This window comes from Parabacteroides gordonii MS-1 = DSM 23371 (assembly GCF_000969825.1).
Taxonomy (GTDB): domain Bacteria; phylum Bacteroidota; class Bacteroidia; order Bacteroidales; family Tannerellaceae; genus Parabacteroides; species Parabacteroides gordonii.
In genome coordinates, this window is sequence record NZ_KQ033922.1 from 60,431 (window position 1) to 76,776 (window position 16,346).

Annotated in this window: 8 protein-coding genes, 1 tRNA gene and 1 pseudogene; 5 read left to right on the plus strand and 5 right to left on the minus strand. The window is 41.2% G+C overall.

All coding sequences use genetic code 11. From position 1 onward, the window contains the following. Positions 1 to 3: 3 nt before the first annotated feature. Positions 4 to 1,206: a site-specific integrase gene (locus HMPREF1536_RS25750; protein WP_028727434.1), complete on the minus strand. Its 1,203-nt coding sequence runs from the start codon at positions 1,204 to 1,206 to the stop codon at positions 4 to 6. 115 nt (positions 1,207 to 1,321) lie between these two features. Further along, positions 1,322 to 1,394 (minus strand) — tRNA-Gly (locus tag HMPREF1536_RS25755). A gap of 70 nt (positions 1,395 to 1,464) precedes the next feature. Between HMPREF1536_RS25755 and argB the strand changes: the two genes are divergently transcribed. Beyond that, a complete protein-coding gene (argB, locus tag HMPREF1536_RS25760) occupies positions 1,465 to 2,238 on the plus strand; it encodes an acetylglutamate kinase (protein ID WP_028727435.1) in 774 nt (257 codons plus the stop codon). 44 nt (positions 2,239 to 2,282) lie between these two features. Here the strand turns inward: argB and HMPREF1536_RS25765 are convergent, their stop codons facing one another. Beyond that, positions 2,283 to 2,951 (minus strand): 3-keto-disaccharide hydrolase, encoded by a 669-nt coding sequence (locus HMPREF1536_RS25765; protein WP_028727436.1) that lies wholly within the window; start codon positions 2,949 to 2,951, stop codon positions 2,283 to 2,285. Between the two features lie 435 nt (positions 2,952 to 3,386). Between HMPREF1536_RS25765 and HMPREF1536_RS25770 the strand changes: the two genes are divergently transcribed. From HMPREF1536_RS25770 to HMPREF1536_RS25780, 3 genes are read left to right on the plus strand one after another with little or no spacing between them, the layout of a single operon-like run. After that, on the plus strand, positions 3,387 to 4,832 hold the full coding sequence (locus HMPREF1536_RS25770) for an ATP-binding cassette domain-containing protein (RefSeq protein WP_028727437.1): 1,446 nt from the start codon (positions 3,387 to 3,389) through the stop codon (positions 4,830 to 4,832). 12 nt (positions 4,833 to 4,844) lie between these two features. Next, the gene (locus HMPREF1536_RS25775) at positions 4,845 to 6,596 is read left to right on the plus strand and encodes a DUF6057 family protein (RefSeq protein ID WP_028727438.1); all 1,752 of its coding nucleotides are present in this window, start codon (positions 4,845 to 4,847) and stop codon (positions 6,594 to 6,596) included. A gap of 11 nt (positions 6,597 to 6,607) precedes the next feature. Beyond that, the gene (locus tag HMPREF1536_RS25780; RefSeq protein WP_028727439.1) at positions 6,608 to 8,068 is read left to right on the plus strand and encodes a TolB family protein; all 1,461 of its coding nucleotides are present in this window, start codon (positions 6,608 to 6,610) and stop codon (positions 8,066 to 8,068) included. A gap of 101 nt (positions 8,069 to 8,169) precedes the next feature. Here HMPREF1536_RS25780 and HMPREF1536_RS25785 read toward each other — a convergent pair whose 3' ends face one another. Further along, positions 8,170 to 9,636, minus strand: coding sequence for a SusD/RagB family nutrient-binding outer membrane lipoprotein (locus tag HMPREF1536_RS25785; protein ID WP_028727440.1), 1,467 nt, complete (start codon positions 9,634 to 9,636; stop codon positions 8,170 to 8,172). 31 nt (positions 9,637 to 9,667) lie between these two features. Next, a complete protein-coding gene (locus HMPREF1536_RS25790; protein ID WP_046151826.1) occupies positions 9,668 to 12,832 on the minus strand; it encodes a SusC/RagA family TonB-linked outer membrane protein in 3,165 nt (1,054 codons plus the stop codon). A 580-nt stretch (positions 12,833 to 13,412) separates the two neighbouring features. On the opposite strand from HMPREF1536_RS25790, the pseudogene HMPREF1536_RS25795 reads away from it, so the two are divergent. Then, positions 13,413 to 16,337 (plus strand): annotated as a pseudogene (locus HMPREF1536_RS25795) (SusC/RagA family TonB-linked outer membrane protein); the annotation flags it as partial. Between the last annotated feature and the right edge of the window lie 9 nt (positions 16,338 to 16,346).

Genomic DNA, 16,346 nt, shown 5'->3' on the forward strand with positions numbered 1-16,346 from the left:
TATTTAAAGTAGGTTCTTCATGGCATCATCCATCTGATCATTATCAAAGTCATCTAAGTAAATTTGAGTAGTGGCTAAGTCTGAGTGTCCTAATGCCTCACTTATTAAGGCTATGTTTACTCCTGACTTTTTTAAGACACTGGCAAATGAATGTCTGGCCACATAGGTTGTCAAATTTGTTTCAAGTCCAGCAATCTTACCTATTTTCTTCAAACATTTGTCCATCTTTCCTAGAACCTTATGTATTCTGTTTTCCTTTTGAGTCGCTGTTTTATGAACGTTTTTATCCAATATGGGAAAAAGGTAATTATCTCCACGTGAATATAGTTGGATAATTTCAGCTGCTTCTGTTTTAAGTTGGATATTGATTCGCTTTCCTGTTTTTTGCCTGATATAGTCTAACCTTTCGTTTATAATGTTTGATGGTTGTAAATTGGCAATATCAGTAAAATTTATTCCACCACATAAGTAACTAAATGTAAAAATATCCCTGCTGAATTTTATATATTCTCGCTCTTTGGATAAATCTAGCTCCATTATTTTAAGAATATCCGCTTTCGATATTGCTCTTTTCTTCGTTGAAACATCGAATTTGCTAGTTTTGAACTCATTAAATGGATAATAATTCTTGTTGACGCATTTGGCTTCGATAGCTTTATTGTAGGTGCTTCTTAAAGTTCTAAACATTAGACTAATAGTTGTCTCTTTATTCTTTTTAGAACGCAACCATTTTTCATATTGCTTGAGCCAATTGATATCTATATCGCTGAATAGAATATTAAGCTTCCCTTTTGTAAATGCTATTAAAGAGTTGTAAGAACTTTTGTATACGTGCCTGTTCCCTCTTTTGTCTATACTTTCATAATAGGAAATAAGTTCTTCATAAAATTCTTTTACGGTCTGGACTTTAAAGGATTGTTTATTAAGAAGTGTCTCAGGTGTATAATCTTTCTGTTCAGAATTTAGTTCAATGATTTGTTTCTGAACTTCTGTTTGCTTCTCTAATATGATCTTCTGTATATGTTCATAATTGGGACAAGCAGGTTTAAGTTTGTTTTTTGAGAAATCCCAATACTTGGGGTTGACTGATAGACCCAAGCTCTTGTATTTCCGCTTTCCGTCTTTGTTTATTTGCAACATCAATGGATTTTCACCATTAGATAATGTTTTAGATGTGTAGCAAACTACTGAAATTGAGGCATTCATGATGTAATTTCTGGTTTACATCTTGGTTTACATGACATGCTTAAAACCCTGTTAAAACCATAGTAAAAAAAAAAAATCAGGCAATCATCTTAAAGATAACTGTCTGATTTTCAGGAGCGGTAAATGGGACTCGAACCCACGACCCTTAGCTTGGGAAGCTAATGCTCTACCAACTGAGCTACTACCGCGTTGGATGATGCAAAAGTATGTAAATCTTTTCTTTTTTAGTACCTTTGGCGCAAAAATATTTTATCAAATATGAAGAAAGAAAAGCTTACGCTGATTAAAGTCGGTGGAAAGATCGTGGAAGAAGAAGAAACTTTGCAAAGTTTGCTTCGTGATTTCTCTCAGATAGAAGGATTTAAAGCGCTGGTACACGGTGGCGGACGTTCGGCAACTAAATTGGCAAGCCAGTTGGGTATCGAAAGTAAAATGGTTAACGGACGCAGGGTGACAGATGCTGAAACACTGAAAGTGGTCACTATGGTGTATGGCGGCCTGGTTAATAAAAATATTGTAGCTGGTTTACAGGCTTTAAATGTGAACGCTTTAGGATTGACAGGCGCCGATATGAACCTGATGCGTTCCGATAAACGACCGGTAGCGGAAGTGGATTATGGTTTTGTCGGAGATGTAAAAGAGGTGAATGCCGATTTACTCGCATCCCTTATCCATCAGGGTATTGTTCCGGTATTGGCTCCGCTTACGCATGATAAACAGGGGCATATGTTGAATACCAATGCAGATACGATTGCTGGAGAGGCGGCTAAAGCATTGGCTAAGCATTTCGATGTGACACTGGTCTTTTGTTTTGAGAAGAAAGGGGTATTGAGAGACGAAAACGACGATGAAAGCGTTATACCGGAGATAGATCGTATTGCTTTCAAACAATTGGTGGAGCAAGGTATTATACAAGGCGGAATGATTCCGAAACTCGAAAATTCGTTCCAGGCTATCGATGCGGGAGTGAAAGAAGTTATTATCACGCAAGCTTCAGAAATTCATTTAGGTAGAGGCACAAAAGTTTCTTAAATATAAAAAGAGGAAAGTCCTGAAGGCTTTCCTCTTTCTTTTTATTATAAGCTTCTTACTTTTACATTGCGGAACCAGATCAGTGAATCGCCATGCTTTCCCTGTAGTCCGATATAACCTTTAGTCGGTAATTCAGCAAAAGGTTTGGGTAACCAGCTGGGGATTTCGCTGCCATCCGGGTTTACTGTGCCCGAAGTCCATTTACTCATATCCATTTCAGTCACTTTTTTACCATTGAGAATAACTGTGATATGTTGTCCGGCACATCTGATACGCATATGGTTCCATTCTCCGGGTTTCTTTACCACTTTATCCTGTTTGGCACCCAGGTGACCATAGATAGCACCGCATTTTTCAAAAGGTTTGCCGTTTCCCCACTTTTCACAATGGTCGTCTGCTATCTGGATTTCCACCGAGTTAGGAATCCAGTCTTTTGTATCGGTACAATAAATAACAACGCCACTGTTTGTGCCTACGTCTGTTTTGAAATCCAGATCCAGTTCAAAGTTTTCATATTCGGTTTTAGTCCATATCGACTCGTCCTGCACAGCGGCAAGTACACCATCCGTCATGCTCCAGATTTCCGGGTTGTAGCTGGCATCGGATAAGTTTGTGCCGAAAAGCGGTTGCCATTTGTTCTTGTCGGCTGCAGAAACACTCAGGGTACTAATAATGCCCAGCAAAAGAATTGAGAAATAAAATAATCGTTTCATGTTATTGGATTTTAAGATAAAATAATTAAAGATCCAAAGATAGATATTCTGTTTTAAACTAGAGATAAAATCCGGATAAATTCAATAATGCTTTTTGATTGATAGTAAAATGATGTTATTTGTGTAAAAATCAATTGTTTTTATTGTTATTTTGTTTTATTTTATTATTTTTGTCTCATGGGGCTGGTAGTCTGTTCTAACTGAATTAAATGTAAGCAGGATATAATACAATAATATATATTGGTTGAAAATTATTAAGTTGAGTAGGGAAATTACAGGCATTATAATAACTAATTTGTAAGAATTTTATAGACATACCACGCCTGTATATATAATAAGGGATTGCTCGGGATGAGTGATCCCTTCTTCTTTCTAGTGGATATGTTTAAGTTTTATAAAGAAACTGTTTACCTTTGGGCGTACAAATAAAAGAAGATGAAAGGGAATAATATAATAGTTGATTTGTGTAACGTCGTTACCCGCTTGCCGGAGCTTCGTTTTGCAGAACCGTTTAACTGGTCGGTCAAAGAAGGGGAACAATGGGCTGTAGTCGGCCCTAACGGTTCAGGGAAAACCTTGATTGCTGATATGATGCAACGTAAGTTTGCATTGAAAGAAGGTGAAATAACTTTCGGGTATGATGATAAAGTCAGTAACCTGGTGAAAAGTATCGCGTTTAAAGATATTTATTCGTTGGCGGATTGCCGGAATACATATTATCAGCAACGTTGGCATTCAACGGAAACGGATGAGGTTCCGACCATTGAAGAAATACTGAAAGAGTATGCCGGAACGGAGAACCTGAGCCAGATACTTTCTTTTTTCGGAATAGAAGATTTACTTCCTAAACGGTTGATATTTTTATCCAGCGGTGAACTTCGTAAGTTTCTGATCGTACGTTCGTTGTTGACCCGGCCGCGGATATTGATACTGGATAATCCGTTTATCGGTCTGGATGCCTCTTCAAGAGATGTCCTGATAGATTTGTTGCAGCAAATGACGAAACTGGAAAATGTACAGGTCATTTTACTCCTGTCTAATCCGGATGATATACCGGAAATGATTACGCATGTTTTACCTGTACATGACCGGATCTGTTTTCCTCCGGAAACGCGTGCGGACTTTATTGCACATACAGGTTTGCTTACCCGGCTTTTCCCGGATCACTCATCCGATATCCCGTTACCTGCATCGGAAAAGGTATCCTCAACCCATGACGTTACGTTCCGGATGGAGCATGTTTCTATAAAATATGGAAAGCGGACTATTCTGAAAGAGCTCGACTGGGAAGTGAAGAATGGAGAGAAATGGGCTTTGTTTGGGCCGAATGGGGCGGGAAAATCAACTTTATTAAGTTTAATTTATGCCGATAATCCTCAATCTTATGCAAATACATTATATTTGTTTGACCGGAAACGGGGATCAGGGGAGAGTATCTGGGATATAAAGAAACGGATAGGCTATGTTTCTCCGGAGATGCATTTGTTCTATATGGAGAATGTTCCGACATTGAACATTGTAGGTTCAGGTTTCTTTGACTCGATCGGATTATATCGTAAATGTACTGCCGAACAACAGGCGATAGCATTGGACTGGATGCGTGTGTTTGGGATCGAGACATTAAAAGACCGTTCTTTCCTCACATTGTCATCGGGTGAACAGCGATTGGCGTTGTTGGCTCGTGCTTTTGTAAAAGATCCTGATCTGATCATATTGGATGAACCTTTACACGGGCTTGATATCAGTAATAAGAAGAGAGCTGCGCGGATAATAGAACAGTTCTGTTCACGGCCGGGTAAAACGTTGATCTATGTCACCCACTATCCGCATGAGCTTCCGCAGTGTGTGGATAGACGTTTTGAATTGGTAAAACATGCTTAAAACCACAATGCCATGAAATTGAAAGTCGCAGCTTTTTGGCTGGTCATATTTGCTGCTTTGTTCGTCTTTCTGCAGGAGTATAGTAAATATCATTTTTACTTTATCGAGCAGATCCAGTTGTTTCAGTTTACCTGGGAATATATTTCAGAGAAACTGATCATTCCCGGTGGATTTGCGTTAGCTCTGTCTGAGTTTTTGGTTCAGTTTTTTATCCTGCCATATGCAGGAGCAGCCATTACAGCAGGGTTATTAGTTATTGCCGGGCTTGAAATAAGGGGAATTGTACGACGGATCGTACCGGATACGAATATGTTTCTGCTTTATCTTATTCCGGTCGCTCTGATCATGTTTATCCATTTTGATTTTAATTATCTTGTTTTCGGAACGGTGGCGCTGGATATAATGCTTTTAGCATTGTATTTATGTGTACGTATGTCGAATGACAAATGGAGGATAGGAGCAGAGATATTGTTAACGCCTATCCTTTTTGGATTAATAGGAGCAGCGGCCTTTTTATTTTCCATATTAGTTGTCGTTTATGAGTTGTTTAATAAAACTCCGAGATGGTATTGGAGCTTGTTATCCTGTGCTTTGGCTGTTTTGTGTGGTGTATGCAGTGTCTATTTAGCTGCTTTAGGCGAGTATCGTTTTGCTTTTCTGCCTGATGCTTATTACCATACCGCTTTGCATCCGAAGCCCGTTATCTATTATTCGTGGATATCGCTTCCTGTTATTCTGGTTATTTCGTTTGGACTGAAACGCAGGCTGAAGCCGGTTGGCAAGAAACTTCTGATTGTTGGTGGAATAGCGCAAGTTGTAATGCTGTTTCTTTTATGTTGGTGGGGAGTTCCTCAATATGGCGATAAAAAATCAATCAAAGTAAAAGAACTGGACTACTATGCAAGGACGGAACAATGGGATAAAATCATTGAAGAAAGTAAGGGGAAGCTTACTAATTATCTGAACATGTGTTATTTGAATCTGGCTTTGGCACATAAGGGGGAGTTGGCTGACCGTGCATTCAGCTTTGATCAGAGAGGAGTACAGGGACTGATGGTTTCCTGGAATCAAACAGAACAGATTTCCATTCTGCTGAGTGAAATTACTTTTGTGATGGGTAATTCTGCATTGGCGCAGGAGATGGCTTTCGAGGCATTTGCCACTTCTGTAGGAGAGGGCAACCCCCGCATATTGAAAAGACTGGTGCAAACTAATCTTATTTATGGAGAATATCCGGTAGCAGAAAAATACATTAATGTGTTGGAAAAGACGAGTTGCTATAGTTCCTGGGCTAACGGGCAACGTAAGTTTTTATATAATGATGCCGAGGTTGAAAAAGATCCGATTCTGGGAACAATGCGTAAATGTCTGTCAAAGGATAATTATTTGTCGGAACTGAACAATATGGAAAAGGATCTGCGGGTAATTGCTGAAACGAACCCCTCAAATAAGAATGCAATTGAATATTTGGGACTCTTTTTCTTGATGTCAAAGGATATGGCAGGCTTTAAGAGTATGGTGGAGCATTATTATGGTACGGATGTTTTACCCACATTGCCCAAATCGTTTCAAGAGGCAGTAATCACCTTGTCGGAGACCGAACCGGACTACTGGAAGCGTTTCGATATATCTCCTTCTGTCATGCAACGGTTTGCTGAATATAAAAAACAGGTTTTGGCAAATAGAAACAATACAAATGCCTTGCCCGGCTTGATGAGGAGAGCTTACGGAGATACTTACTGGTTTTATTTTATGTTTAAATGATCGGATGAAATATGAATAGAAATTATAAATATATGGTGTTGCTGGCTCTGTTTATGTCCTGTTCGGATTCAGTTCAGATTAACAATAAACTAAGTGAAAAGCCTGTAATTAATCCGGATTATACGGATGTGACTGTCCCGGCAAATATTGCTCCGCTGAACTTTTCATTGACGACCCCGTATGAAGATGCCCGTGCTGTTTTATCTTCAGCTGATCAGAAAATAGAAGTGAAAGCCAAAGGCGGTCAATTCGTAATTCCGGCTTCTAAATGGAAGAAATTGTTACAGGCGGCAAGCGGTAATACAGTGGATGTAACCGTACAAGCAAAAGATAAAGGCCAATGGGTAGAATATGCTCCATTCAAATTATATGTGGCAACAGAACCGGTTGACCCTTATATAGCTTATCGGTTGATAGCCCCCGGATATACCTTATGGAATAAGATGGGACTTTACCAACGTAATCTGGAAAACTATACGGAAACGGCTATTATTGAAAATAAAATGAGTGGCAGAAATTGTGTGAACTGTCATTCTTTCTGTATGCAGAATCCGGATAAGATGCTTTTCCATATGCGCGAAACATATCCCGGAACGATCCTGATCGACGGTGATAAGATGGAAAAGCTGAATACTAAAACGGAGCAGACGATTTCGTCTCTGGTATATCCTTCCTGGCATCCTTCCGGAAAATATGTCGCATTTTCAGTAAATAATACGAAGCAAGGATTCCATATGAATGACAGGAACCGGATCGAGGTGTTTGATGAAGCTTCGGATGTTGTTGTGTACGACGTGGAGAAGCATGAGATAGTTACTACCGGAAAACTGTTTTCGAAAGAAGCTTTTGAAACATTCCCTACATTCTCTCCGGATGGAAAGACTCTCTATTTCTGTACGGCTGGTGAGCGTCCTATCCCGAAAGAGTTCTCCGCGATCAAGTATAGTTTATGTTCTATCGCTTTCGATCCGGATACCCGGAGCTTTGGATCTGTAGTCGATACATTATATAATGCAAATACTGCAGGGCAGAGTGTTTCTTTCCCTCGTGTATCTCCTGATGGAAAGCATTTAATGTACACAGTCTCCGGATATGGAAATTTCTCAATCTGGCATAAAGATGCAGATCTGTATATGGCTGATCTTTCGACAGGAGAAAGTGTTCCTTTGGATATTTTGAATAGTGATGATGTGGAAAGTTATCACTCATGGAGCAGTAACAGCCGTTGGGTGATATTCAGTAGTCGCCGGATAGACGGATTATATACCCGTCCTTATATCGCTTATATCGGTGAAGACGGCAAAGCCTGTAAACCATTCTTATTGCCTCAGAAAGATACGGAGTTTTACGACCGTTTTATGATGTCATATAATATTCCTGAGTTTATTACCGGAAAGGTGAAAGTAGGAGGTCGGGTATTAGGCCTGAAGGCAAAAGAAGATAAAGGTATAGATGTGAAGTTTGCTAAATAAAAAATCCGATACCCGGATGTGAGTTTATCCGGGTATCGGATGTTAGCGTATCCGACCTCCGGATACGTGTTTATCCGGGAGTAGGATACGGGCTTATCCTGTTAACGGCTACCGCCAGCCCACCAAACTGGTTGATCATAGATATAGAAACCATCACCATACGCCTCTGCGACTTTCGGGTTGTTCAACACACTGTCATTTCCATATGGCAAACGTTTAGGTACACGATTCATACCGCCTTGCGTATTATACGGATTGGTAAAAGTAATATGGTGCTCACCCATTGCTTCGCAACGGCGGATGTCATTATATGTCTCTATCTGCTCATCCACGCATTGAGCCAGATATTTCTGCTCAAAGAGAAGTTTTAAAGTCGGTTTACCTAAAGATGCTGCGAAATCGGCCGCACCGCTAGCGTCTTCACCCATGATTGTCAAGATATCTGTCACAGCGGAAGTAACGGCAGCTTGGAAAGCATCTGTAGCATCCTGTCCTTGACGCAATTGCGTTTCAGCGAGAATAAAGTAAACTTCAGCCTGGCTTAATAGGTGGATAGGCTGTGAGCCCAAATCATACCAAGCCGGAAAACCTAGGCTACCATCCATGATTTTAGTCGCTTCTGCATCACCCGGCTCAACCAATGTTGCCTCACCATAGGCAGTATAAGCATCCAAACGAGGATCGTTAGTAGCTTTCATCATCTTCGCTACATTGGCAGAAGAAGCTATATAGCTTCGACTCCAAATGAAGGCGCTCCAGGGGTTGTCGGCAGTTACTCCATTGAACTCCTTGATTTTCATGCCTGAAAATCCAAGGCTGATCGCTTTTTGAGCAGCAGTTGCTGCAGAAGCTAATACGTTCTTGTCTACCGCAGTCTGATGAATCAGGTAACGTGCTTTCAAGCCATATGCTGTTGCCAACCATTGTTTCATGTCACCGTTGAACGCCAAGTCTAGGTCTTTCACATTGTTCAGTTTGTCGTTCATGGCAGTTTCTAAATTACCGATAGCCTTGTCCAATGTAGTCAATAAGTCTGCGTATATATCCTTTTGTGAATCCATTTTCGGTTGCAGACATTCCTGTCCTTTCAAAGCCTCACTGTAAGGAATATCACCGAATATATCGGTCAAGATACCGAATTCCATTACTTTCAATACCTGTGCAATCCCTAGCACGTCATAGTGTCCTTCGTTACCTGTCACGTTATTTTCAACCTTGTCGATCATCTGTTGGATATTCAGCAGGTTGCCATACGTACTAGACCATACATTATTAAAAGTAGCGGAACTTGCCCACTCGTTGGAATTACGTAACTCCGCTTTCATTAGCTGGTTATTTCCTACTCCGATATTTTGCTCGTTCAATGAGGATAGATAAAATGCCAAATCTCCGGATACCGTGCTAAAGCCGGTACTCATGATAGCCTCGCTCAATTGTAAGTAGGCTGGTACCACCTCTGGAGCTGGATGATAGGTGTCTTTGTTGATATCATCAAACGTATCCTCAGAACAAGCGCTAAATCCCATCATCGTCACTGCAAGTGCGATATATATGTTTTTTTTCTTCATAACTCTTTATTACTGATTAAATTTTTAATATTTAGAATGTAGCTGTCAATCCACCACCAAAGCTGGAAGTATTAGGTACAGAGAATCGCTCGAAGTAACCGCTCATGTTGTTGTTACCCTGTGAAGATTCCGGGTCAAAGTTAGGCAGTTCGGCCCATAACAAAATATTACGAGCGAAACCGTAAACAGATAAATCTACACCGCAGAACTTCGGTAGCTGATATGTCAAAGTCAAGTCACGCAATTTTAAGAACGAAGTGTTATAAATGCCAGACTCGGTGACATCATGATAAGACATCCAATAGTCTTGCTTGCTTACCTCTACCGTATTCTTCTCGCCGGTAGCCTCATCAATACCCTCGGCCACCATGTTTCCTTCATGGTAGGGCAAAGATTCCTTCGTTGCACCGAAATAGTTCATTGTCATGTTTGTTCCGTGATACATTTTACCTCCTTGCTGCCAGCTCCATGTTGTTGAGATAGATACTCGTTTGTAGCGTCCTCCCAAAGTGAAACCGGTCGTGAAGTCAGGAGAGCAGTTTCCTAGGTCTTGCATAGCACCACTTGCCTGAGGCAGACCGTTCAGTAATACTAGGTTGCCGGCCTCGTCACGCTTGAAGGCGTTACCATAGATATTTGGATAGTTACAACCTGCCTGCGCACGTATCTGTGGTTCAACAAAACCACCCAACATGATAGACTCAACGCCCGGAGCTAATTCGATAACCTTGTTGTTGATGCGAGTGAAGTTGATAGCCAGATTCAAGTCATAATCCTTAGCTTGCAAGATCGCGAAATTTAAGGACAACTCATGCGATTTGGTTTGCATTTTACCTGCATTGGTCAACATTTCGCTATAACCTGTAGTCGCATCAACCGGAACGGCGAAAATCTGATCTGTTACGTTTTGCAAGCTATAGGTGTACTCCGCTTTGATACGGCCACCGAAGAACTGTAAGTCGGTACCGATCTCCCAGTTAGCTGTGTTCTGTGGCTTCAAGTTCGCGTCGTAGAACTTAGACGATGGTGCATAAGCAGACACACCGCTAGGCAACGGATAAGCAATCGGTACATATTGGTAGAAACCACCGCCGTATCCCGGCTGCGTGTAATAAGTCTTATAATATTGTCCGGCTTGACCTACTTGTGCGAACGATCCGCGTAGCTTACCGTAATTTAGTATACTGTTGTTTTCCAAGAAAGGAAGCTTCGTGAACTCCCAACCCAATGACACAGACGGATAGAAGAAGCTACGGCTACCGCGCGGCATAGTAGATACATAGTCGTTACGGCCAGTAACAGTCAGATATAATTGGTCTCTCCAAGAAACAGAGGCACTACCGAAGAAACCTACCGTGCGCTCCTGGCGTCCGTACTCATATCCGGAAAGCGAAGTCGTATTAGAGATCGTGGGCAGACCGTAGAAATTTAAATTCTGACCGGTGTAACTCCATACACGGATATTTTCGTGATTTACCTCGTTGCCTAATACGACATTCACACCCCATTCGTCTTCATCACCAAATTTAGCGTCGAAGTTAGCCGTAAACAAGTTGTTGAATACGTTGTGCTGCGAACCATAGTTATCGACCTGTCCTTTCGTGTTGGCTGCAGAACCGATCTCGGCGATGTCGCGATAGTCTGAAGTCCAGATATCCAAACCGGCTTGCTCACGGAAGCGTAATGACATATTATCGTCCCAGCCCAACTCTGGCTCGTATTCTACGTAAGCATTACCGAAAGCACGGTTGGTGTGCTGGCGATATTCATCGTTCTCGGCCCACCAATAGGGGTTGTTAAAGTTTGTCGAGCGGAACAATATCTGTTTAGTCGGATCACCTGGAGCGTTGAAAGGAATGCCTTTTAAATCATATTCAGAAGGTGCGGAATAAACCACGTTCATAATACCAGAGTTTGCACCCGGAGCACTTGTAATCTTGCTTGAAGAATAATTAGCTGAGAAACCAGACTTCCATTCATTATTGATCTTCCAGTCAACCAAACCGCGGACTCCCCAACGATCCATGCCGGTAGAAGGGATAATACCCTTTTGGTGAGAGTTGTTGATACCAACGGAGTAGTTTAAGCCGTTTAACGCTTGTGAGATATTGAAGTTCGTATTCTCGGTGAAACCGGTTCCCAAGAAATCACCTACGTTATCGTATATCTGCGGTGTAGTCCAACCATCCAATCCGGCTGCTGCACGTTTCGGGTTGTAATACATACCTTGGTGCAAACCATCTGCTTGCGTATAAGCGTTGTCGGTGTTACCGCCATATTTAGCATCATTAGCCAAGTCGTTGATTTTCGGACCCCAACTCATGGATGAGGTAGGGCTATAACTCCCAACACCATCGCCTTGCGCATAGACATCCTGGCGTTCGAACTTGCGAGATACACGCTGTGCACTCAAGTTGGTAGAAACAGTTACTTGAGGACGACCTTTCATCTGGTTTGATCCACGTTTCGTGGTGATCACGATCACACCGTTAGACGCACGAATACCATACAAGGCAGAAGCAGCCTGCCCTTTCAATACATTGATTGTCTCAATATCCTCCGGATTGATATCAATACTACGATCCGCATAGTTGCTACCAGAGACGGAGGAACCCGTATCGAAGTCTGCCGCCGTATTGATTGGCATACCATCGATCACATACAACGGCTGATTGTTACCATCGAAAGAACGGGCACCACGAATCGTGATTTGTGCGGAAGCACCCGGAGCACCGGAAGACTGACGGATATCCACACCGGTCAGCTTACCCTGGATAGCGTTCGCTAAAGAAGTCGTACCACTTTTGTTCAATTCATCCGACTTCAAGTCTTGGGCTGCATACCCTAATGCTTTACGTTCACGTTTGATACCCATAGCGGTTACAACTATCTCATCTAAGTCCTGAGTATCAGACAATAATTTCACATTTACCCTAGAGGATACTCCAACTTCCTGGCTTTTCATCCCTACATAAGAAATGACCAGAGTCTTTGCAGAACTTGGTACATCCAATGAGAACGCACCATTAAAATCAGTCACTGTACCGACCATTGTACCTTTTACAACAATCGATGCACCAATAATTGGCTCATTATCATCCGCCGAAATAACAGAACCTGTTATCTTCGTCGTCTGAGCAGTCGCCACCCCAATGCCTAGTACTAGGCAGAATAAAAGATAAGTCAACTTTTTCATAGACACACTTTTTTATTTAACTTATAAATAACTAATTTGCACTATATTGTGAATACTTTGCCAAAACCTATTATAAAACACACCAGAGAGACCGCAAATGTAATAATAAATTTATTATAACAACAAATAACTAACAGGTTTTTACAAAAAACAAACTGTTAATTAACAGAATAGCCCCAAAAATCGGTTGTTTTGGACTATTGAAGTATTAGAATAGATTAAAATCTTCCTAACAAAGGGATTAAAATTTCCTATTTTTAACCCCGCCTTATTCACACTTTACATACAGCAATTCCGGCTCTGAAAAACATCGGGTTTCACGAGGGTAGAAAAGTCTCTGCTATTTTGGGGCTTTTTGAGTAATAAAATAAGCTCTTAATGAATTTCAAAAGGAGTATAAAAATGAACACAAGATATCCGGCAAACAAAATTGAAACAGAAAAAAATGCCATCAATTTTGTCGTATCTATTCACGCTACAAATTATGTATGAAATAGATACAAATGCTACCAGAATAGGTATTTTATCAAATTTTCATTTCCTGAGATCTTTGAATCTATTACGGTAGCTGTCTTTATGACCAAGTTCTGCAAAGACTCTGACCGTTTCTTATGTAGGCATGGAAACTCAAGAGGTTTCCGTTTCTCCGATCGTTCATATCAAGTTAAAATCAGACACTCAGAATCTTGATGAGATTGTCGTTGTAGGATATGGAACTCAACGCAAGAGAGACGTTACGAGCTCTATTGCCAAAGTTGGCGGAGAAGAATTAAGTAATCTGGCTGCGCCCTCATTTGATACCCAGCTGGCAGGTCGTGCTGCAGGTGTACAGGTTAGTACCCCGAGTGGTGTATTGGGTTCGGGCCCTCAATTTAAGGTTCGTGGTATGAGTACCATCAGCTCCAGTTCACAACCTTTGTTCATTGTAGACGGTATGCCGATCGCTACCGGTGATAATGGAGACGGGAAAACAGGCTTGGGCCAGTTGTACGCTTCATTCAATGCAATGTCGGATATTAACCCGAACGATATTGAATCGGTTGAAATCTTGAAAGACGGTGCTGCTACGGCTATTTATGGTTCACGTGCTGCTAACGGTGTTGTTTTGGTTACGACTAAAAAAGGAACCAAAGGCCGTGCAAAAGTTACTTACGATGGTTATGTAAGTGCAGCCAATGCGAGCAAATTGCATGATCTGTTAGGTGCTAAAGATTTCGTTACGATAGCGAATGAAAAATTTGAGAACTGGGGTGAAAAAGGACAAGCTGTTTATGATGCCGCAGGCCCGGATACCAAATGGAACGATTATATTTTCCAGACTGGTTTTCAACATAGTCATAATGTAGCAGCTAGTGGAGGTACAGACAAAAGTCAGTATTATGTATCTTTTGGTTTCACAGAACAAGAAGGTATTGTTCGCTCCAATGATATGAATCGTCTGACATTGAAAGCTGACTTAACCCAGCAGGCAACAAAATGGTTACGCGTTGGTTTGAATGGTCAGATGAGCCGTACCAAACTGAATGGTATATCGAATTCCGAAAATTCATTGGGAGGTGTCGGTTTTGCCGGTGTACGTATGCTCCCTAACGTAGACGTATACGATCCGACTGATGTCACTGGTTATAATATCGATAAAGAAAGCCGTAAATCATTAGGCCGTGGTAATAACCTTTCTTACATAGATAACGGTATACAAAATATTGTTTGGGCGTTGGATAACAATGTAAACCGTTCGAGCAATACACGTACCATCGGTGGTGGTTGGGCTGAAATCACGATCATAGACGGACTTACACTAAAAACACAAGGAGGCTTGGATATCTCAAATGTGAAAGACTTTATGTACTGGGATTCAGAATCGGGCGATGGTTATGGACGTAAGGGATTAATTGAAGAAGTAAATACAACTTACGAAAACTGGAACTGGCAAAATATTTTGAATTTCAATCATTCATTCAATGATGTTCACAACTTGAGCGCAACTGCCGTTCAGGAATACACTCACAGCCAGTATGAATATACGGATGCATCCGTTCAGCAGTTATCAGACAGATTCTTTACGGATCATATCATTTCTAATACATTCGGTATAAAGGATGTAGGTGGTTATAAGACATTCAATGGTCTGGCATCTTATATGTTCCGTGCGAACTATAACTACGACAGCAAGTATTATGCAGGTGCATCTATTCGTTACGATGGATTGTCCAGTTTGCCGGAAGATACTCGTTGGGGTACATTCTGGGGAGCTTCTATTGCTTGGCGTCTGTCTCGTGAAAATTTCTGGAAAGATTCTCAGGTTAATGAATGGTTTAACGACTTACGTGTTCGTGCCAGCTACGCAACGTTAGGTAACTCTGATTTGGGAAATAACTTTCCATATTTGGGAACTTATGGTGCAAAATTATACGGATCGCAATCAGGTGTTGCCTGGAACCGCATGGGTAACAATAACCTGAAGTGGGAAACAACAGAAACATTCGACATCGGTCTGGATGGTTCCATGTTCAATAATCGCCTGACATTTGAGCTGGCTTACTGGCAAAAGAACTCAAAAGACCTTGTTTTGGAAGTTCCGACAGCTCCTACAATGGGTGTTCCTTATAATTCTTATTACGACAATATCGGTAAAATCAAGAACTCAGGTTTTGAGTTAACTGTTGGTGGTACGATTATTGCTACTAAAGATTGGAACTGGCGCTCGGATTTCAACTTCTCTACAGTTAAAAACACTGTCAAATCGCTATATTCCGGTACTGATATTATTGATAATTACACAATTATTCGTGAAGGAGAATCTTATCGTTCACTCTACGGGTACGACTATTACGGAGTCAATATGGAAAATGGTAACCCTATCTGGAGAAAAGCTGATGGTAGCCTGGTTCAGTTCGATACATTCGGCTCATATGATTATGTTGAATATGACCCTTCCAATCCTGAAGACGTATCGAAAGAATCTTCTCTGGGTTCTAGCGACCGTAAAATCTTAGGTTCATCCATGCCAACCTGGTTCGGAGGATGGAACAATACGATTACCTATAAAGATTTCGATTTAAACATATTCCTTCGCTTCTCAGGAGGTAATAAAATCATGAACGCCTCCCGTCAGAGTGCTTTGATGAATATGGAATTTGCTAATAATGGTAAGGAAATTTTAGGTAGATGGGTATCTCCTACACAAACGGGTGATGGTATGACTCCAAGAATTGGTTATGGTGACGCTGCCGCCTTATTTAATGACGGTTTTACAGACTCTCATTTCGTAGAGAAAGGAAATTACCTGAAATTATCTAACCTGGCTTTAGGTTATACTTTGCCGAAATCAGTACTGTCGGCATTGAACATCACAAAGATCCGCTTATATGCACAGGCTCAGAACCTGTTTACTATCACCGGATATTCAGGTTTGGATCCGGAAACAAATACTCGTCTGGGCGTAGACTGGAACGGTATGCCTCAACAGCGTTCATTCACTTTTGGTGCAAATATCACATTCTAAGTTTAAGAA

Excerpts from the sequence above, each read along its gene's own strand:
- HMPREF1536_RS25750 (WP_028727434.1), bottom strand. The coding sequence starts at position 1,206 with ATGAATGCCTCAATTTCAGTAGTTTGCTACACATCTAAAACATTATCT.
- argB (WP_028727435.1), top strand. The coding sequence starts at position 1,465 with ATGAAGAAAGAAAAGCTTACGCTGATTAAAGTCGGTGGAAAGATCGTG.
- HMPREF1536_RS25765 (WP_028727436.1), bottom strand. The coding sequence starts at position 2,951 with ATGAAACGATTATTTTATTTCTCAATTCTTTTGCTGGGCATTATTAGT.
- HMPREF1536_RS25770 (WP_028727437.1), top strand. The coding sequence starts at position 3,387 with ATGAAAGGGAATAATATAATAGTTGATTTGTGTAACGTCGTTACCCGC.
- HMPREF1536_RS25775 (WP_028727438.1), top strand. The coding sequence starts at position 4,845 with ATGAAATTGAAAGTCGCAGCTTTTTGGCTGGTCATATTTGCTGCTTTG.
- HMPREF1536_RS25780 (WP_028727439.1), top strand. The coding sequence starts at position 6,608 with ATGAATAGAAATTATAAATATATGGTGTTGCTGGCTCTGTTTATGTCC.
- HMPREF1536_RS25785 (WP_028727440.1), bottom strand. The coding sequence starts at position 9,636 with ATGAAGAAAAAAAACATATATATCGCACTTGCAGTGACGATGATGGGA.
- HMPREF1536_RS25790 (WP_046151826.1), bottom strand. The coding sequence starts at position 12,832 with ATGAAAAAGTTGACTTATCTTTTATTCTGCCTAGTACTAGGCATTGGG.